The 19,119-nt window shown below is 63.3% G+C and carries 12 protein-coding genes and 1 riboswitch; of the genes, 6 read left to right on the top strand and 6 right to left on the bottom strand.

What is annotated here, in order from left to right:
- Positions 1 to 3 precede the first annotated feature (3 nt).
- Positions 4 to 714: a UTRA domain-containing protein gene (locus ACJ8IN_RS22870; protein WP_033649693.1), complete on the bottom strand. Its 711-nt coding sequence runs from the start codon at positions 712 to 714 to the stop codon at positions 4 to 6.
- A gap of 193 nt (positions 715 to 907) precedes the next feature.
- Here ACJ8IN_RS22870 and ACJ8IN_RS22865 point away from each other — a divergent pair, with 193 nt between their 5' ends.
- The 6 genes from ACJ8IN_RS22865 (at position 908) to ACJ8IN_RS22840 (ending at position 7,322) form a co-directional block, all read left to right on the top strand.
- Positions 908 to 1,969: an ABC transporter substrate-binding protein gene (locus ACJ8IN_RS22865; RefSeq protein ID WP_033649694.1), complete on the top strand. Its 1,062-nt coding sequence runs from the start codon at positions 908 to 910 to the stop codon at positions 1,967 to 1,969.
- Between the two features lie 11 nt (positions 1,970 to 1,980).
- The gene (locus ACJ8IN_RS22860; protein WP_033636230.1) at positions 1,981 to 2,790 is read left to right on the top strand and encodes an alkaline phosphatase family protein; all 810 of its coding nucleotides are present in this window, start codon (positions 1,981 to 1,983) and stop codon (positions 2,788 to 2,790) included.
- Positions 2,787 to 3,632, top strand: a complete 846-nt coding sequence (locus ACJ8IN_RS22855; protein ID WP_033649696.1) for an ABC transporter permease — start codon at positions 2,787 to 2,789, stop codon at positions 3,630 to 3,632. Before ACJ8IN_RS22860 ends, ACJ8IN_RS22855 begins: the two co-directional genes overlap by 4 nt.
- Before the next feature lie 17 nt (positions 3,633 to 3,649).
- Positions 3,650 to 4,435, top strand: coding sequence for an ABC transporter permease (locus tag ACJ8IN_RS22850; protein WP_033636228.1), 786 nt, complete (start codon positions 3,650 to 3,652; stop codon positions 4,433 to 4,435).
- A gap of 4 nt (positions 4,436 to 4,439) precedes the next feature.
- The gene (locus tag ACJ8IN_RS22845; protein ID WP_060429165.1) at positions 4,440 to 5,432 is read left to right on the top strand and encodes an ABC transporter ATP-binding protein; all 993 of its coding nucleotides are present in this window, start codon (positions 4,440 to 4,442) and stop codon (positions 5,430 to 5,432) included.
- Positions 5,433 to 5,672: 240 nt separating this feature from the next.
- On the top strand, positions 5,673 to 7,322 hold the full coding sequence (locus tag ACJ8IN_RS22840; protein WP_033636226.1) for a Na/Pi cotransporter family protein: 1,650 nt from the start codon (positions 5,673 to 5,675) through the stop codon (positions 7,320 to 7,322).
- Between the two features lie 48 nt (positions 7,323 to 7,370).
- On the opposite strand, the gene ACJ8IN_RS22835 is transcribed toward ACJ8IN_RS22840, so the two are convergent.
- The 5 genes from ACJ8IN_RS22835 to ACJ8IN_RS22815 form a co-directional block, all read right to left on the bottom strand.
- The gene (locus ACJ8IN_RS22835) at positions 7,371 to 12,197 is read right to left on the bottom strand and encodes a hemagglutinin repeat-containing protein (protein WP_308326077.1); all 4,827 of its coding nucleotides are present in this window, start codon (positions 12,195 to 12,197) and stop codon (positions 7,371 to 7,373) included.
- 45 nt (positions 12,198 to 12,242) lie between these two features.
- The gene (locus tag ACJ8IN_RS22830; RefSeq protein WP_049211607.1) at positions 12,243 to 13,922 is read right to left on the bottom strand and encodes a ShlB/FhaC/HecB family hemolysin secretion/activation protein; all 1,680 of its coding nucleotides are present in this window, start codon (positions 13,920 to 13,922) and stop codon (positions 12,243 to 12,245) included.
- 385 nt (positions 13,923 to 14,307) lie between these two features.
- Positions 14,308 to 15,225, bottom strand: coding sequence for a ketopantoate/pantoate/pantothenate transporter PanS (gene panS, locus ACJ8IN_RS22825; protein ID WP_025304471.1), 918 nt, complete (start codon positions 15,223 to 15,225; stop codon positions 14,308 to 14,310).
- A gap of 142 nt (positions 15,226 to 15,367) precedes the next feature.
- Positions 15,368 to 16,735, bottom strand: a complete 1,368-nt coding sequence (gene lysC / locus ACJ8IN_RS22820; protein WP_033649702.1) for a lysine-sensitive aspartokinase 3 — start codon at positions 16,733 to 16,735, stop codon at positions 15,368 to 15,370.
- Positions 16,736 to 16,843: 108 nt separating this feature from the next.
- A riboswitch (Lysine riboswitch) is annotated at positions 16,844 to 17,038 on the bottom strand.
- A gap of 52 nt (positions 17,039 to 17,090) precedes the next feature.
- On the bottom strand, positions 17,091 to 18,899 hold the full coding sequence (locus ACJ8IN_RS22815; RefSeq protein ID WP_033636220.1) for a cation:proton antiporter: 1,809 nt from the start codon (positions 18,897 to 18,899) through the stop codon (positions 17,091 to 17,093).
- Between the last annotated feature and the right edge of the window lie 220 nt (positions 18,900 to 19,119).

The raw sequence follows: 19,119 nt of genomic DNA, 5'->3' as shown, positions 1-19,119 counted from the left end.
CATTTACTGCGCTTCCACGTCGATGTGCAGCGCATCGTAACGCCAATACTCCAGATCGCAATCGATCACCCGGTCGTGCTGATCGCGGTTAACCCGCGTAATGAACAGCGCCGGGCTGCCGTAGGTCACCTTCAGCATGGCGGCGGCCTGCTGCGGCAGCAGGGTGGGCAGCATGTCGAAACGCACCCGGCCGTAGTGAATGCCGTAGCGCGCGGCGTACAGCGCGGTCAGCGACTGGGTCAGATCTTCGTCCAGTATGCCGGGGAAGTAGGCCGGGTTGAGGTAGTGCTCGCAGTACAGCACCGCGCGCCCGTCGATGTAGCGCAGCCGGCGAATGCGATAGGCCTCGGCGCCGGGGGGCAGCGCCAGGCGGCCGGCCAGCGGCGCGTCGAGCGTGACTACCGCGCTGTCGATCGCCTCGGTATGGGCGGCGCGCCCCTGTTGCTGCGCCATGGCGTGAAAATGGCTACGCTGCAGCGGGTTGTAGATAAGACGCGGGGGCGAAATGAACCAGCCGCGCCGCACCTGGCGGTAGATGACCCCCTGCGCCTCCAGTTGGCCGAGCGCCTCCTGCAAGGTAATGCGGGTGGTGGCGAACTGTTCGCTCAGGGCGCGTTCGGAGGGCAGCTTGCCGCCCACGGCGAACTCGCCTGCGGCGATGCGCGCGTTCAGCGTTTGGCAGATGGTGGCTACGGTCGTCGGTGCTTCACTCATACAGCGGGTGTCCCGTTTCAGTGCGTTTGGCCTCCCTTAAGGTAGACCAGCGTCGCGTTTTCGCCGTTGCAATGGGTGATAAAACCGTCGCTTTTTTAAGCTGACATATAATTATCACATTCGTCCGTTAGATTGGTTTGGTCCTTGCTGGACTAGTCCAGCCCTCCCCACACTACCACCTGGAGCATCAGTTATGAAACGTTTGTGCGCTTCTGTGTTAACCAGTGCCATCGTGTTATCCAGCCAGATGAGCTGGGCCGCGGATACCGATCTGGCGGCGCTGGAGCAGGCCGCGAAGAAAGAAGGCGAAGTCAACAGCGTCGGCATGCCGGACAGCTGGGCCAACTGGAAAGGCACCTGGCAAGATCTGTTGAGCAAATATGGCCTGAAGCATGTCGATACCGACATGAGCTCCGCGCAGGAGATCGCCAAATTCGATGCGGAAAAGAACAACGCCACGGCGGACATTGGTGACGTCGGCGCGGCCTTCGGCCCGGTGGCGGTGCAGAAGGGCGTGACGCAGCCGTACAAACCCTCTACCTGGGATCAGGTGCCGGAGTGGGCGAAAGACCAAGACGGCCACTGGGCGCTGGCTTACACCGGCACTATCGCCTTCATCATCAATAAACAGCAGGTGAAAGACATTCCGCACAGCTGGGCCGATCTGCTGAAGGGCAGCTATCAGGTCACCATCGGCGACGTCGGCACCGCGTCGCAGGCGGCCAGCGGCGTGCTGGCGGCCACCTACGCCATGGGCGGCAACGAGAAAAACCTCAAGCCGGGCCTGGAATTCTTCGGCAAGCTGGCCAAGGCCGGCCGTCTGAGCCTGAGCAATCCGGTGATCGCATCGCTGGAGAAAGGGGAAGTGCAGGTTGGCGTGGTGTGGGACTTCAACGGCCTGAACTACCGCGATCAGATCGACAAAACCCGTTTTGAAGTGCTGATCCCGTCGGACGGCTCGATCACCTCCGGCTACACCACCATCATCAACAAATACGCCAAGCACCCGAACGCCGCCAAGCTGGCGCGCGAATACATCTTCTCCGACGCCGGCCAGATCAACCTGGCGCGCGGCTATGCGCGCCCGATCCGCGCCGAGCATCTGACGTTGCCGGACGACGTCAAGGCCAAGCTGCTGCCGGCCGAGCAGTACAAGAACGCGCACCCGATCGCCGATCCGGCGGCCTGGGAACAGAGCGCCAAAGCGCTGCCGCGTCTGTGGCAGGAAAACGTCATTATGTTTATGCAGCAGTGAGTTAACGCACCATGAAAACGATCCTCGTGCTGCTGGACGGCCTCAACTACCGGGTGGCGCACGACGCCATGGGCTATCTGCAGGCCGAATGCGCGGCGGGACGCGGACGGTTGTACCTGTTGGAGAGCGAGCTGCCCTCGCTCTCCCGGCCGCTGTATGAATGCATCCTCACCGGCGTCACGCCGGTGGAGAGCGGCGTGGTGCACAACCACGTCTCGCGCCTTTCTCATCAACAAAGCGTGTTTCATTACGCGCGCGCCGCCGGGTTGACCACCGCCGCCGCCGCGTATCATTGGTTCAGCGAATTGTATAACCGCACGCCGTTCGACGCCGCGCGCGACCGCCATACCGACGCCCCCGAGCTGCCGATCCAGCACGGGCATTTCTATTACGACGACGGCTACCCTGACAGCCATCTGTTCGACGACGCCGAAAGCCTGCGCCTGCGGCATCAGCCGGATTTCCTGCTGATCCACCCGATGAACATCGACGACGCCGGGCACCGCTTCGGCCTCTCTTCGCCGCAGTACCGCAATGCGGCGCGGCGCGCCGACGGCTCGCTGTCGCGCTATCTGCCCGAGTGGCTGGCGGCCGGTTATCAGGTGCTGGTCACCGCCGATCACGGCATGAACGACGATCGCAGCCACGGCGGCGTGTTGCCGGAAGAGCGCCAGGTGCCGCTGTTCGTGTTCGGCTCGGGCTTCAGCCAGGACGATGCCGATCCGCAGCAAACCGAGCTGTGCGGCACGATCTGCGATCTGCTGCAGGCGCCGCACGACAAGCCGCGCTGCCGGGCGCTGCTGGCGCAGGATGCGCGATGAACGGCAAAACCAAATGGATCGCCGCGCTGTGCCTGTTGCCGTTTATCGTGCTGTTCGGCGCGTTTCAGATCGCCCCGCTGGTGTGGATCGCCGTTCACAGCTTTTTCAGTGAGACCGGCGGCTGGGGATGGGGCAACTATGTCGATATCCTCACCTCGCCGTTCTACCTGCAGGCCTTTCAGTTCTCGCTGGAGATCTCGCTGTGGTCGAGCGTCTACGGCTTGTTGATTGCGTTAGTGGGCAGTTACTCGCTGCGCCAGCTCGGCCAGACCCGATTTCATGACTTCGTGATGTCGTTCACCAACATGACCAGCAACTTCGCCGGGGTGCCGCTGGCGTTCGCCTTCGTCATTCTGCTGGGGCTGAACGGTTGCCTGACGCTGTTGCTGCGCAAATACGGTTTGATGGAGAGCTTCAATCTCTATTCGAAGAGCGGCCTGATCGTGCTGTATACCTACTTCCAGATCCCACTGGGGGTGCTGTTGCTGTATCCGGCGTTCGACGCGCTGCGCGCCGATTGGCGCGAGTCGGCGGCGCTGCTCGGCGCCGGCCCCTGGCGCTACTGGCGGCATATCGGCCTGCCGGTGCTGGCGCCGGCGCTGATGGGCACCTTCGTCATTCTGCTGGCTAACGCGCTGGGCGCCTACGCTACGGTCTACGCGCTGACCACCGGCAACTTCAACGTGATCCCGATCCGCATCTCGGCATTGGTGGCGGGGGACATCTCCCTCGATCCGAACCTGGCCAGCGCGCTGGCGATGCTGCTGGTGGTGATGATGGCGTTTATCACGGTGATCCACCAGTGGATGCTGCGCAGGAGCTACCTCAATGCGCGCTCATAATCGGATGGAGAATGCTCATGTCGCGTGCTGAACGCCTGTACCATCGCACGGTGACCGGCCTGCTGCTGCTGATCCTGCTGTTGCCGCTGGCGGCGACGCTGATTTATGCGCTGGCCACCCAGTGGGGCGCCACCATTTTGCCGGACGGTTTTACCCTGAAGTGGCTGACGGCGCTGTGGAGCGACCCGCGCTTTTTGCAGGCGCTGTGGCACTCGCTGTTGATCTGCTTCGGCACGCTGCTGCTGTCGGTGGTGGTGATCCTGCCGGCGATGTTTGTGATCGCTTACTACTTTCCCAAGCTGGACGCGGTGATGAACGTGCTGATTCTGCTGCCGTTCGCCGTGCCGCCGGTGGTGTCGGCGGTGGGGCTGATGCAGCTGTTCGCCGCCGATCCGCTGCCGCTGCTCGGCACTCCCTGGATTTTGGTGGGCTGCTATTTCACCATCGCGCTGCCGTTTATCTACCGCGCCATCAGCAACAACATGCAGGCGATCAACCTGCGCGATCTGATGGACGCCGCGCACCTGCTCGGCGCCAGCACCTGGCAGGCGGCGCTGTGGGTGGTGCTGCCGAACCTGCGTAAGGGCGGAACGATCGCCGTGCTGCTGTCGTTCTCGTTCCTGATCGGCGAGTTCGTGTTCGCCAACCTGCTGGTGGGCAGCCAGTATGAAACGCTGCAGGTCTACCTGTACAACATGCGCAACGGCAGCGGGCACTTTACCAGCGCGCTGGTCATCTCCTATTTCGCCGTGGTGCTGCTCGTCACCTGGCTGGCGAACCTGCTGAATAAAAACAAGGGTTAACCTGATGGCTTATCTCAACGTCACCCGCCTGAACAAACACTATGGCCAGACCCAGGTGTTTCAGGATATCGATTTCACCGCCGAAGAGGGGGAGTTCGTCACCCTGCTGGGGCCGAGCGGCTGCGGAAAATCGACGCTGCTGCGCTGTCTGGCCGGCCTGACCCCGGTCGACAGCGGGCAAATCTTGTTGCAGGGTCAGGATCTGGTGCCGCTGGCGCCGCAAAAGCGCGGCATCGGCATGGTGTTCCAAAGCTATGCGCTGTTTCCCAATATGACGGTGGAAGGCAACGTGGCCTTCGGGCTGAAAATGCAGAAGCTGGCGGCCGGGCAGATCGGCCAGCGGGTGCAGGAGGTGCTGGCGCTGGTGGAGCTGAGCGATCTGGCGAAGCGCTATCCGCATCAGCTGTCGGGCGGCCAGTGTCAGCGCGTGGCGCTGGCGCGTTCGCTGGTCACTCGCCCGCGGCTGCTGCTGCTCGACGAACCGCTGTCGGCGCTGGACGCGCGCATCCGCAAACACCTGCGCGAGCAGATCCGGCGCATTCAACGCGAGCTGAACCTGACGGCGATCTTCGTCACCCACGATCAGGAAGAGGCGCTGACCTTGTCGGATCGTATCGTGCTGATGAACAAGGGGCAGATCGTGCAGAGCGGCGATGCGGAAACCCTGTATACCCAGCCGGCGGACGCCTTCGCCGCCGGGTTTATCGGCAACTATAATCTGCTGACCGCCGAACAGGCCGCCCAGCTGACCGGGCGCAGCTATGTCGGCAAGGTGGCGATCCGGCCCGAATCGATCGGCCTGTTGCCGGCCGGGCAGGGGATCGGCGGGGTGATCCTGAGCCACAGTTTGCTCGGGAATGTGGTACGCTATCGGATTCAGGTTCGCGGTGTAGAATTGCTGGTTGACGTGCTCAACCGGTCGGTGGCCGACCTGCGGCCCGACGGCGAGCAAATTGGGCTACACTTGGAACCTGTTGTATTGCGGGAAGTTGCATGACTTCGCAGCGCGGCGCCGGGGCCTTTCCGCCGCCGCATTAACCCTTCTCTTCTGCGGTCTGCCGCCCGCCCGCTGTCCTGCCAGACCTACGCCCGGCAGGCGGGACCGCGCGCTGTACCCGTCATCTTTTGGCCTACCGGCTGCGGCTAAGGCGAACAGAACCGTTCCGTCTTTCCGCACCGCCTGACAGGCATCGGGTACCAGCCTCCTTTGGCCGGGCGTTAATGGAGCGTATCTTCCGTGCTGACCCTTCTTCACCTGCTTTCCTCCGTGGCGCTGTTGGTGTGGGGCACCCACATCGTGCGCACCGGGATCATGCGGGTTTACGGCGCCAATCTGCGGCGCGTGTTGAGCGACAGCGTTGAGAAAAAGCCGCTGGCGTTCGTTTCCGGCATCGGCGTGACCGCGCTGGTGCAGAGCAGCAACGCCACGGCGCTGCTGGTGACCTCTTTCGTCGCTCAGGGGCTGGTGGGGCTGGCGCCTGCACTGGTGATCATGCTCGGCGCCGACGTCGGCACCGCGCTGATGGCGCGCGTGCTGACCTTCGATCTTTCCTGGCTGTCGCCGCTGCTGATCCTGATCGGCGTCTTCCTGTTCCTCAGCCGCAAGCAGATGCGGATCGGCCAGATCGGGCGCGTCCTGATCGGCCTTGGGCTGATCGTGCTGGCGCTGGAGCTGATCGTGGCTGCCGCCACGCCGATCACCCAGGCGGCCGGGGTGAAAGTGCTGTTCTCGTCGCTGACCGGCGACGTGATGCTGGACGCCCTGACCGGCGCGCTGTTCGCCATCGTCAGCTATTCCAGCCTGGCGGCGGTGCTGCTGACCGCCACCCTGACCGCATCCGGCGTGATCTCGCTGAAGGTGGCGCTCTGCCTGGTGATCGGCGCCAACCTCGGCAGCGGCCTGTTGGCGATGATCAACGCCAGCGGCCAGAACGCCGCCGGGCGGCGCGTGGCGCTCGGCAGCCTGCTGTTCAAGCTGGTGGGCTGTGTGCTGGTGCTGCCGTTCGTTTCCTATCTGGCGGATGTGATGGCTCAGCTGCCGGGCGGCAGCGAAGAGCTGGTGATCTACTTCCACGTGTTCTACAACCTGATCCGCTGCCTGGTGATGATCCCGCTGGCCGGGCCGATGGCGACGCTGTGCGAGCGGCTGATCGTCGACGTGGCGGCCGACGATCCGCGCATGCGTCCGCGCCATCTGGACGCCAGCGCGCTGGACACGCCGACGCTGGCGTTGGCCAATGCGGCGCGCGAAACGTTGCGCATGGGCGACGTGGTGGAACACATGATGATCCTGCAGCGCGAAGTGCTGCACGGCAAGCAAGGGGTGGATAAAGAAGTGCGGCGCCTCGACGATGACGTCGACGTGCTGTACACCGCCATCAAGCTGTATCTGGCGCAGATCCAGAAGGAAGATCTGGGCGAGGAAGACTCGCGCCGCTGGGCGGAGATCATCGAAATGGCGCTTAACCTGGAACAGGCGGGCGACATCATCGAGCGCATGGCCGGCGACGTGGGCGCCAAGTCGCACGCCGCGCGCCGCGCCTTCTCGGCGGAAGGATTGGCGGAACTGGACGGGCTGCATGAGCGGCTGATCGGCAACCTGCGCCTGGGGCTGTCGGTGTTCCTGTCCGGCGACGTCACCAGCGCCAAGCGCCTGCGCCGTTCCAAGCATCGCTTCCGCATTCTGGATCGCCGCTACGCGCACGCGCACGTCGATCGCTTGCATCAGCAAAACGTGCAGAGCATCGAGACCAGTTCGCTGCATTTGGGATTGTTGGGGGACATGAAGCGCCTGAACTCGCTGTTCTGCGCCGTGGCTTACAACGTGTTGGATCAGGATGCCAAGGACGACGATCGCGACTGGGAAGACACCCCGAGCACGCTGTAAAAAAAACGCCCCCGGTTTTCATCGGGGGCGTTGTGCAGGAGAGGTGCGTTATTTGCCGCTGAACACGCCGGCTTTGGCGTCCGCCTGCTGAGTCGAAGCATGGCCGCTGACGAACGGCACGTTGCCGTCGACGCTTTGCTTCGCCGCGCCGCCTAACAGCCCGCCTACCGTGGCCGCCGCATCGACGCGGCCGCCGCCCTGATAGCGTTGGCCGCTGACGTCCTGCTGGCTGACCTTGCTGCCGCCCAGTTCCACCTTGCCCTGCCGGCTGCGGATCTCGCCGCCGGTCAGTTGGGTTTGGCCGCCGACCTGCAGCGCCACGCCGTGCTTACCGGTAATCGCCGACTGCTCGCCGACCGCGTTGTTGTTCACCACGTCGGCATTGACCTTGAGCTGCCCTTGGCGACCGGCCGGCCCGGTGATGCTGTCTTTCACCGCGCCGCCGACGGTGCGTGCACCGCGATCCCACAGCGGGCCCTGCGGCTTCTCGCCGGCCGGCGTTGCCGGCAGCGTCACTTTGCCGTCGGCCTTGCTGAAGCTGACCGCGCCGGTGGTGTCCTGCTGCGGATCGAGACGACGCGCCACGCTGTTGTACTTGTCGGTGGTGGCGTCGGCCACTTTATTCACCCCGGCGTCCAGTTTCTCTTTCACTTTCCCGGCGTAGCGCGGCGTGCCCACCTTCGACAGCTTGGAGGTGATGCTGCTGCCCGGATCGTTGCTGTGGCTCAGCCCGGCATCCACCTCCACCTTCACGCCTTTCTCGACGTCCTTGCGGCTTTCAACGCGCAGATCGCCGCCCACCTTGCCCTGTACGCTGTCGGCATCGACGCGCGCCCCGGCGAGGCGGGTGTCTTTGCCGCTGTTGAGCGCCACGTCGCCTGCGGTGATGCCGGTGTTGGCGTGAGTGGTTTTATCCTGCTGTTCCACGCCGACCTTCAGACCGGCGCCCAGCGTATGGGTGTCTTTGCCGGTGTTCGGATCGACCTTGCCGTTGGCGTCCTTGTTGAACGTTTGGCCGCCTTTGGCGTTGGCTTTGATGCCCAGGCTCCAGTTGTCCTTGTGCTGCTCGTTCTTGGCGGACTCCAGCAGGATGCCGCCGTTTTTCGCCTCGAGCGCGGCGCTGCCGCCGCTGACCTTGGCGCCCTGCAGATGCAGCGCGTCATCGCCTTTACCGTTGGCGGACAGGGTGACCTTGCCGTCTGAGGCGAGAGTGGCGCCCTGGCGTTCGGTCGCGGACTCATTCACCTTGGCGATGTCGAAGGCGCCGCCGGCGGAGAGGCTGCCGCCGGTTTTTTCCTTGCTGTCGCTGCTGCCGGCGCCCAGATCGAGATTGCCGGACAGCTGGTTCTCCTTACGCGTTTGGGTCGATTCCGCCGCCTGCAGCGCAACCTTGTTGCCCGCGCTCAGGGTGACGTCGCCCTGGCTCTTGACGTTGGTGCCCTGCAGCGTCAGATCGCGGCCCGCCTTCAGCTCCACGCCCTGTTGGCCGCTGACGTTGCCGACCTGCGCGGTGCTGCTGTTGCTTTCGCCGTTGTTGGTGCCGCCGCCGAAGCCGGCGCCGAAGTTTTTGCTGTCGGCGGTGAAACCGCCTTTGGCGGAGGCTTTGACGTTGAAACCGCTGTGGTTTTCGCTCTGCTTATCGCTGGCCTGATCGAAGCGGATATCGCCGCCGGCGTTGACGGTGGTTTTACCGCTGCCGCCGTTCAGCGCGGTGCCCTGATAGACCGCGTCTTGTTTCACGTTGACGTTGATGCCGTTCGCGGCGTCGATCGTGCCGGTCACCGCCTGGCTGGCGTTGCTGTTGCTGCGCTGGGTGCCGCCTTCGCCCTTGGCGTCTACGGTCAGATCGCTGCCGGTGGAGGTGTAGACGCGTACGCCGGCGCTGCCGCGGGTATCGCGGTTCTGCTCTTCCTGGTGGTTCGTCGCGGCTTCGCTGCGGTGGCTGTCCGCCGTCAGCGTGACCGCGCCTTTGCTCGCCTGATACTGCGTGCCCTGATCGCGCACTTCGCCTTTGGCGTTGATGTCGATGCTGCCGGCTTTCACCGAACTGACCACCGCCTGCGAGCTGCTGCTGCGTTTTTCGCTGCTGCCGCCCTGCGCGCCGATATCCAGGCCGACGTTAGGCGCGCCGATGCCGCCGATGTCGTTGATGACGCCGGTGGCGTCCAGCTTGGCCGCCTTGCCGACCGCGCGCTCAACCGGGCGGGTCACGGCGCTGTAATCGACGTTGGCGCCGATGTTCACACCGACGTCGGTTTTGGTGGTGGTGCTGCTGGCGGTGTCGGCGGCGGCCAAATGATCGACGCCCGCGGCGTTTTCTTGATAGGCACCGCCGACGCTGTGCTGCGCGCCTTGCTGGGTCAGCTTGTCACGGGCGTTGACAGTCAGGTTGCCTTTGACGTCGCTGCCGGAGGTGACCGCCTTGCTGCTCTGCGCCTGCGTTTTGCTGTTCTCGTAGCCGGCTTCCACGCCGCTGCCGAGCTTGTCGATGCCGCCGGTGTAATAGAAACCGCCGCCGATCTTGGTCTGCTCGGTGTTCGAGGTGGTTTTATCGTCGGCCGCCAGGAACGAAACCTTGTTGCCGCTGACGCTGGCGTCGCCTTTGTCGGCGACCAGTTTGGAGCCGCTGAAGGTCACGTCCTTCTCCGCCTCGAGCTTCACGCTGCCGCCGCTGAGGGTGGCGCCGTGGTTCTCGGTGCGGGTGGTTTTCTCGCTGTCGCGGGTGTGTTCGATGCGCAAACCGGCGCGGTATTGCTTGTCACCGGCTTCTTTGGCGTAGCCGTTGACGGTAAGCGCGGTCTTCTGCTCATCGATTTTTTGCTGCTGTTCGGCGGCCTTGACGTTGATGCTGCCGGTCTGAGAGGTGACGCTCAGCTCGCCGCCGCTGGCGATCTGGCTGCCGATGACGTCGGTATCCTTACGGCTGACCAGCTTCAGGTTGGTGTCAGACTTCAACTCGCTGGCGGTGCTGCTCTGGTAGCGGTTGTCGGCCTTGTGCGAACTGCTGGTGATGTTGAAGGCGGTGCCGGTGCGCGCATCGATTTTGTCTACGGTGGTGCTCAGCGCGTTGTCGATGCGCAGGCCGCCCTGGGTGGCGGTGACCAGGCCGCCTTCCTTGCCGCGCGCCTTGCTGCCGGTGATGGTGACGCCCTGCTGGCCGTTCAGGCGCAGGGTGCCGTCGCTGGTCAGCTCGGAGGCGTGGCTGATCTCGCGGCGGTTGCTGTTGTTTTTGTTGTCGCCGCCGCCGATGCCGCCCCAGGAGGTTTTGTCATCGCGTACCGCTTTGGCGTTGGCTGTTTTCTGCACCCCGACCTGGATCTGGTTGTCTGCGTCGATCGTCAGATCGCGCTGGGCGTGGACCTTGGCGCCCTGGGTAGTGACATTGCGACCGGCTTTCAAGGTCAGTTCGCCCTGGCTACGCAGTTCGCTGGCCTTCAAGCTCTCGCTTTCGTCGCTGCTGCTCCAACTGCCGGTGCGCAGGCTGGAGGTGTGGTTGCGCTGATAGCCGCGCTCGGTGGACTTATCCTTCTCCACCAGCCCGGCGAGGTGCACGTCGCGCGCCGCTTTGACGCTCAGCGCCCGATCGGCGCTGACGTTGGCGCCCAACAGGTTCACGTCTTCCCGGGTACTGACGAGTGTGGCGTTGCCGCCGGCGGCGACGGTGCTGCCCGCCTGCTGCTGCTGCTCATGCTCGCGGGTGACGTCGTATTGCCAGGAGTAGAACCAGCGGTCGTCGGTGTGGCCCTGGGTCTGTTTCAACTGCTGGCCGTCGAGCGTCAGCTTGCCGCCCTGCAGCGTGATGTCTTCGCCGCGAATATCGGTGGCGGTGAGGTGCGCGTGGTTATCCGCCACCAGGCTGATGTTCTTGCCTTTCAGCTCGGTGCGGGTCAGCTTCTGACTGCTGCTGCGATCGTTGACGTAGATGCCGCCGCGGTAGTTCTGGTAGTTGTCGCCGCCGTTGCGGTTGCTGCTGGCGTCGTCAACGCGGCTTTCGCTGCGAATATCGTAGGCTTTCACCTTGAGCTCGTCGCCGGCGGCCAGCGTGCCGGCCAGCTTCACGCCGCTGCCCTGCGCGGTGTTGATGATGTTGATGCGCCCGGCCTGCATGCTGCCGAGGTAGTAGCTGTCCAGCGCCGTGGTCGGCTGTACGCTGGCCTGCACCTTGCCGTCGCGCGCCACCCGGTTATGGCCGCTGATGGCGTTGATCGCCGCCGGCGTCACGCTGCCGTTGCGATGGGTGAAGTCTTGCACGATCACGTCGCCGCGGCTGTCTATCTTCGGCGCGATCAGATCCAGCACGCCGCCGGCGTTCAGGACGCCGTTGAGGCTCAGGGTATTGCGGTTGTCCAGGGTGCTGTAGCCCTGCAGCAGGCCGTTCTCCACCAGCGGGTTGCCGACCACCAGCGAGGAGCGGCTGGTGTTGATGAACCCGCAGCCCTGGCAGCTGATGCCGTTCGGGTTGGCCAGCACGTAGTCGGCCGCCATGCCGAAGATCTCTTGCTGGCCATGCAGCAGCGACGGGTTGCGGCCGATCACTTCATTGAGGATCACGCTGGCTTCGCGCCCGCCCAGATTGGGGTTGGCGCCCAGTTGGCCGGCCAGCTGCGACAGCCCCGCTTCGCGGGAGTTGTTCAGCACGGCGCCGGGCTGGTTGACGTTAAAGTCCTGGTATTGGTTGTGCGACAGCCCGTTGCCGTTCGGCGCGACGATGTCGACCACCTGCGCGCCGGTCGCGGCGGTGGAAACGCCGGGGCCGTTGGCGCCGTTGGCCGCCACGATCTCCGCGGCGTAGGCGCCGGCGGAAGCGGCGAGAATAATCGCCAGCGCGGCGGCCAGTTTGCCCGCTGCTGAAAGCCTGAAGTTATTATTTTTCATCCATGTTTCTCCGTATATTGCCGTGGGGTCCTGCAAAACTGCTGATTAAAAGGTGTAAGAAAAGCGCGCCAGTACCTGAACGGGATCTTCCGGCGTGGCGTGATTCGACAAGATCCAGCCGCGGCTGACCTCGAGATCGACCAGCGCCTGCCGATAGCGCAACGTGGCGCCGCTGCTCAGGCCGGCGCTGCTGCGCCACCCCGAGCTGTCCTGGCGCGGCAAAATGCGGCCGACGTCGGCGCCGAGGCGCGGCGTCAGCGTGGTGGCACCCAGATTGAAGCTGCGCGACAGCGTGTTCTGCAGATACCAGCCGTTGTCGCCTGACTGGGTGCTGCGGCTGAAGCCGCGCACGGCGCTGCGATCGGTAAGGCTCAGCCACTCCACGCCGGGCAGCGGGTCGCGGCTGTACTGGCCGTAGAACAGGTTGTTGAGCTGATAGGTGGCGTCACCCAGGTGAAGGCGCTGGCTGAGGTTGGCGAACAGTTTGCCTTTGGTGAACTGGCTGTCGAGGTGCACCGAGCTTGGGTGGCGACCGGCCCCCAGCCACGGCAGGCCCTGTTCGACGCTGAGGTTGGCGCTGAATACCCCGTTGGGCAGAATTTGCAGGTGGCTGGCGCTCAGTTCGGCCAGGGTCAGGGTGGGGCTGCTGACCTCGAGGCGCACGCTTTCGAAGTAGTTGTCGATGCGCTTGTAGGTCAACTGGCCGCTCAGGCTGTCTATCTGATCGCGATCGCGGTAAAACACGTAGTCGCTGCGCAGACCATACTGCTGGGTCTGGCCGTGCAGTTTGACCAGGTTGTGCGGCAACTGCTGGTGGTTCTCATAGGAGGAGAAGCTGGCGAACCCGCTGAAGGTGAACGCGCCGTACGGCAGCGAATAGAGCAGGGTATAGGCGCGGTTATAGCGATGAGCCGGGTTTTCCAGCGTGCTGTTGGCGTTCAGGCTGACGAAGTCCGACAGGCCGAACGGGCTGTCCAGCGTGGCGGTGGCGCGAGCCAGCCACTGGCCGGTGCTTTTTTGGCCGTAATTATCCGTGCCGACGGTCATCAGCCAGGGCTTGGCATGCTGATTGCGCAAACGAATGACCGAACCGCCAACCTGGCGGCCGGGCAATATATCCAGCTTGGTGGTATTCGATTGCAAACGGTTGGCCTGATCCAATCCCTGGTCGAGCTCGGTTAATTTCAACGGCTTGCCTTCCAGCCCTGGAAATAATAAACGGCTGTTGACCCAGCGATCGCCGCCTTCTATTTTCTCGATAAATCCTTCGGTGACGCTTAATCCCAATTCTCCCTGTGAATTAGGGCGAACAATTTGCACGCGCGCGGTGATATAGCCTTTTTGCACATAAAGGCGCGTTAATTCACGGGTCAGGCGATTGATATCGTTGCTGCTGATGCACTGTTCCGGCAGCGCGCTCAGGGCGGATAAATCGGCCGGCGAGAGCAGGGTGACGCCCTGCAGATAAACGCCGGCGATCGGCAGGCACTGCGCGGACTGCGGCAGGGCGGGCGCGGCCGGTTCCGGCTCCGCCAGCAAGCGTTGCTGCTTCAGCTGCTGGTAGCGGCGTTGCTCAATCAACTGGTTGACTTCACGCGTGCTGTCTTGCAGCGCGCGGCGCGACTCCCCCATCGACATATCCCGCATCATGTGGGCGTCCGGCAGGGTTTCGGCGGAAAGGGCCGTGCTGACCAACAGCGTCAAAGCGGTGATTTTTTTTATCATTGTAATCCATTATGAGAGGCCGCCGGGGCAGCCAGCCCAATCCATGAGGTTAACCACGGGCGGCCGACGGCCGGCCCGAAATAATGAGCGACATGCACATTGCGAGGTATCTTGATTTGCCGCGGCAAATAAGACGGTGGGTATATATCTAAATAATAATTAGGCTGCTTCTTTTATGGCGGGCAACCCTGGCGACTTAATTAATTAAAAAAAGTAGAACGTCTCTTCCTCTTGCCAACATTATCGGCATGGATAGGAAGAATCTGAATTTTTATTTTTCACGGATGATAGGGGATGAGGGGAATTATGACAATCCGACCAGTGGGAAATACGAAATTTCTCAGGAAAGAAAAGGGACGCAATTGTTTGCGTCCCTACAGGCGGTTTATTTTTTCTTGATGGGGCGGCCGGACCAATAACCCGCCAGCAGCGAACCGGAAAGGTTGTGCCAGACCGAGAACAGTGCGCCCGGCAGCGCGGCCAGCGGCGAGAAGTAGATTTTGCCCAGCGTGGCCGCCAGCCCGGAGTTCTGCATGCCGACTTCGATCGCCAGCGTGCGGCAGGTGGATTCGTCGAAGCCGAACAGCTTGCCGCCCCAATAGCCGCTCAACAGACCGATACCGTTGTGCAGGATCACCGCGACGATCACCACCAGACCGACCGAGGCGATATGGCTTTGGCTGCCCGCCACCACCGCGCTGATGATCGCCAGGATGCACACCATCGACAGCGCCGGCAGCAGCGGCTCGATGCGTTTCACCGTTTTGGTCAGGGTATGGTGGACGATCAGGCCCAGGCCGATCGGGATCACCACGATCTGCAGAATGCTCAGCAGCATGCCCATGATATCGACGCTGATTTCGGCGTCGACGTACAAACGGGTCAGCAGCGGCGTGGCGAACACGCCCACCAGCGTCGAGACCGCCGAGATGGTCACCGACAGCGCCACGTCGCCCTTGGCCAGATAGATCATCACGTTGGAGGCGGTGCCGCTGGCCACGCTGCCCACCAGCACCATGCCGGCGGACAGATCCGGCGGCATGCGGAACAGCATCGCCAGGATCCAGGCCGCCAGCGGCATGATCAGATAGTGCAGGAAGATGCCGGCCGCCACCGGGCCGGGGCGCGCCAGCACGCGTTTGAAGTCGTCCAGCCGCAGCGTAACGCCCATGGCGAACATGATCAGCATCAGCAGCGGGCTGACGTAGGGGCCGATGCCGGTAAAGGTGGTCGGCGTGTAATAGGCGGCGACGGACAGCAGTATCGCCCACAGGGGGAATAAACGCGTGAGTAATGCCAACATGCAGGTTTTCCTTAGCCAGATTGAGAACGGTGGGTGTGGTTGTGTTTTTTGCGGGTTCAACATGCTGAACCCCTGCCGGTTTTGAACGGATTTTTTAGACGCAGGGGCGCAGCGTGCTGCGCCCGCAATCGGGGATAATGACTTATTCGAACAGGTTGTGATGCAGGGTACGCACCACCTGTTCGGCTTCTTCGCCCGGCACCAGGAAGCACAGGTTATAGCTGCTGGCGCCGTAGCAGATCAGGCGGATATTGAACGGATCGAGCACGCCGAACACCTCTTTGCCCACGCCGCAGGCGCGCGACAGCTGGTTGCCGATGATCGCCACCAGCGCCAGGTTTTCTTCCACTTCCACCCGGCACAGCGACGACAGCTCGGTCAGCAGCGAGGTGGTCAGCAGGCTGCCGCCAACGGAGGTGGCGCCGGTGGTGTCCATGGTCAGCGCAATGCTGACCTCCGAGGTGGTGATCAGATCGACGGAGACGTTGTGGCGCGCCAGAATGTTGAACACCTCCGCCAGGAAGCCGCGCGCGTGCAGCATGTTCAGGCTGTGCAGCGTCAGCAGCGTTTGCTTGCGACGCAGCGCCAGCGCGCGGAACAGCGGCGGATTCTCGGTGGTGTTGCACACCAGCGTGCCGCCGGCCGCCGGATCCTTGCTGGAGCCGACGAACACCGGAATGTCGCTGCGCACCGCCGGCAACAGGGTGGCCGGATGCAGCACCTTGGCGCCGAAGGTGGCCATTTCCGCCGCCTCTTCGAAACCGATTTTGTCGATGCGCTTGGCCGCCGGCACCACGCGCGGATCGGTGGTGTAGATGCCCGGCACGTCGGTCCAGATATCTACCCGGCCAACGCCGAGCGCCTCGCCGAGCAGCGCGGCGGTATAGTCGCTGCCGCCGCGGCCGAGCGTGGTGGTGCGGCCTTTCGGCTCGCTGCCGATAAAGCCCTGGGTGACCACCAGCGCTTCCTGCAGGCGCGGCTGCAACTGCGCCCGGGCCAGTTCGCTGAGCGCGGCGCTGTCCGGCACGGCGCGGCCGAAGTGATCGTCGGTGCGCATCACTTTGCGCACGTCGAACCATTCGGCCTGCACGTTGCGGGCGCGCAGGATTTCAACGAACAGCAGGGTGGACATCAGCTCCCCATGGCTGACCAGTTCGTCGGTCAACGCCGTCGAGGTGGCCAGCGACGCGGCTTCCGACAGCATGGCGATGTTTTCCAGCAGGCGGTCGATCTCTTCGCGGATCACCGCCGGCGCCGTGAGGCGATCGAGGATGGCGTACTGGATGCGGCGGATCTCATCAAGCCGGTAGTTGCGCTTGTCGGCCTCGCAACCCTCGGCCAGGGCGACCAACAGGTTGGTGACGCCCGCCGAGGCGGACAACACCACCAGGCGGACCTGCGGGTTGGCCAGCACGACGTCGGCGCTGCGGTTCATGGCTTCAAAGTCGGCGACGCTGGTGCCGCCGAATTTGGCTACCACGGTGGAATTCTGGGGTGCTGCTTGGTTCATCTAGAAACCTCGTGTCAGGGATGCCCGTTTGAGGGCACTGTAATTCCATAGCCTTGGCACAAGGGGAGAGCGGTAAACAGGGGGCAGGCGTAGAGGTCAGGCTACGATACACCCAGAAGCGCCCCACCTTGTCGATCGCCCTGCGGGCGATCCCCTGGTGACAACCCAGGGGATTCAGCCCCTGTAGTCGATAGGATAATGGCCGGCCATTATCCTACCTCGGCGTCGCTCCCCCTCGGGTGCCGTCAACGGAGAAACGGCTCCTCTGACACTCTACCTGGGCGACGCGCCTCTTCTGGCTTGCGCACCGGGTGCGCAAGTAGGCTGTTAGGAATAGCCGGTTATCGCCATTCTGTCAACGTACAGACGGTGAGGGATTTTCATCTTGCACCAGCGCGATAAGCGTACAGGGCATCGCGGGCGTGGAACCGGCGCCAATCGGTTGCAGAGAACCGTCTTCCTTTTGGCTGAATAACGGAATAACGCCCTGATGTTTCTCCAAATACTCCAGCCAACCGAAATTTTCGTTCAATTTGGTCGCTTTGATGGTGGCTCCCCTGGCGAGCAGGCTGCTCAGGCGGCCGTAGGTGGCTTCCTGATTAAATAAAATTTCATGCCGGCGGAAACGCGAGCTTTCCGCGCTGGCGCCGCGCCCTTTCAGCGGCGCTCCCGAACGGATGGCAAACACGTGATCCTCGCCGAAGAGATGACCGAAGTGGTAGACCGCCAGCGCGTTCTGGTGGCGATTGGGCGACAGCGCCAGCACCTGGGCGATATTGCTCAGATCGAGATAGTTCTCGGCGTGTTCGGAGTAGGCGTGGCCATAGTAGGCCGGGATGCCTTCCATGCGCGCCTGGCGGTAGTATTCCCAGCTGCTGTCGGTGACGATTACCGGCACGTTTAGCTTGATCAGCGCCTGCGCCAGCATGCGCGCCACGCTGTTGGCGCCGACGATCAGCACGCCGCGCGGCTTTTGCTGCTGCACCCGCAGCCAGCGCGCCATCATCCCGCTGGTCAGGCTTTGCAGCACCACGGTGCCGATGATGATGGCGAACACCACGGTCACCAGCCGGTCGGCGCCCTGGTAGCCGCTGCGCTGCAGCGTCAGCGCGAACAGCGAGCTGACCGCCGCGGCGACGATGCCGCGCGGGGCGATCCAGCACAGCAACAGCCGATCGCGCCAGTGCAGGGAAGAGCGCCAGGTCGACACCGCGATGCACAGCGGCCGGGCGATGAACTGCACCACCAGCAGCAGCAGGAGCAGCGGCCAGCCCATGTTCCACAGCGCCTGGATATCGAGCCGCGCCGCCAGAATGATGAACAGCGCCGAGATCAGGATCGCCGACAGCTCCTCTTTGAACGCCAGAATATCGCTGGTGTCCACGTCGCGCATGTTGGCCAGCCAGATGCCCATCACCGTGACGGTCAGCAGGCCGGATTCGTCGGCGATGGCGTTGGAAACGCCGAAGGCGGTCAGCATGATCGCCAGCACCGCCAGGTTCTGCAGGTAGCGCGGCAGCCAGACGCGGCGCAGCGCCAGGCCGAGCAGGTAGCCGAACAGCGCGCCGGCGATCAGGCCGACGGCGGCGGTCATGCCCAGCGTCCAAAATAGATGGGTATAGGACTCCGCATTCTGTTTCAGCACGATGAATTCGAACACCAGCAGGGTGAAGATGGCGCCGACCGGATCGATGACGATCCCTTCCCAGCGCAGCACCTGGTTAATGTTGGCGTTCGGCCGCACCACGCGCATCAGCGGGGCGATCACCGTCGGCCCGGTCACCACCGTCACCGCGCCGATCAGCGCCGCCAGCTCCGGCGGGAAATCCAGCAGCCACCAGCTGGCGAGGCTGATGACCAGAAAGGTGACCAGCATGCCGACGGTGACCAGATTGCGCACCACGCCGCCGAGGCCGCGTATCTCCTCGAAACGCAGCGTCAGCGCCCCTTCGAACAGGATGATCGCCACTGACAGCGACACCAGCGGAAACAGCAGATCGCCGAACAGCAGATCCGGCTGCACCAGATGCACCGTCGGGCCGAGCACGATGCCGAACAGCAACAGCGGCAAAATGGCCGGCAGGCGCAGCAGCCAGGCCAGCCACTGCGCCAGCAGCGACGCCAGGCCGATAAGCACCAACATGAGCGGGGCAGATAATTCCATAAGCGAGATCCCTTTCAAATGACGAAATAAGCAACAATGACACAGCCTGATGACAATTCGGCAACCCCGATAACAGGCCGTTAGCCAAAAGTATAGAGTGAAAGCTGAAACGAGGCGGCACTGCGTTGACAGTTAGCGCCTATCGCAAGAAAAGAGATCATAATCACAGTCGAACAGGCTACAATCGGACAACGCGTCATTTTTATTCTCAAGCCTAAGA

It is taken from the genome of Serratia sp. CY31944 (genome assembly GCF_052169175.1).
Taxonomy (GTDB): Bacteria; Pseudomonadota; Gammaproteobacteria; order Enterobacterales; family Enterobacteriaceae; genus Serratia; species Serratia sarumanii.
The sequence above is the reverse complement of the archived record's forward strand: the minus strand, read 5'-3'. Positions and strand labels throughout refer to the sequence as shown.

Bases quoted from the DNA above. Each gene is read 5' to 3' on its own strand.
- ACJ8IN_RS22850 (WP_033636228.1), top strand. From the start codon at position 3,650: ATGTCGCGTGCTGAACGCCTGTACCATCGCACGGTGACCGGCCTGCTG.
- ACJ8IN_RS22835 (WP_308326077.1), bottom strand. From the start codon at position 12,197: ATGAAAAATAATAACTTCAGGCTTTCAGCAGCGGGCAAACTGGCCGCC.
- ACJ8IN_RS22815 (WP_033636220.1), bottom strand. From the start codon at position 18,899: ATGGAATTATCTGCCCCGCTCATGTTGGTGCTTATCGGCCTGGCGTCG.
- lysC (WP_033649702.1), bottom strand. From the start codon at position 16,735: ATGAACCAAGCAGCACCCCAGAATTCCACCGTGGTAGCCAAATTCGGC.
- ACJ8IN_RS22865 (WP_033649694.1), top strand. From the start codon at position 908: ATGAAACGTTTGTGCGCTTCTGTGTTAACCAGTGCCATCGTGTTATCC.
- ACJ8IN_RS22845 (WP_060429165.1), top strand. From the start codon at position 4,440: ATGGCTTATCTCAACGTCACCCGCCTGAACAAACACTATGGCCAGACC.
- ACJ8IN_RS22830 (WP_049211607.1), bottom strand. From the start codon at position 13,922: ATGATAAAAAAAATCACCGCTTTGACGCTGTTGGTCAGCACGGCCCTT.
- ACJ8IN_RS22855 (WP_033649696.1), top strand. From the start codon at position 2,787: ATGAACGGCAAAACCAAATGGATCGCCGCGCTGTGCCTGTTGCCGTTT.
- ACJ8IN_RS22860 (WP_033636230.1), top strand. From the start codon at position 1,981: ATGAAAACGATCCTCGTGCTGCTGGACGGCCTCAACTACCGGGTGGCG.
- ACJ8IN_RS22870 (WP_033649693.1), bottom strand. From the start codon at position 714: ATGAGTGAAGCACCGACGACCGTAGCCACCATCTGCCAAACGCTGAAC.
- panS (WP_025304471.1), bottom strand. From the start codon at position 15,225: ATGTTGGCATTACTCACGCGTTTATTCCCCCTGTGGGCGATACTGCTG.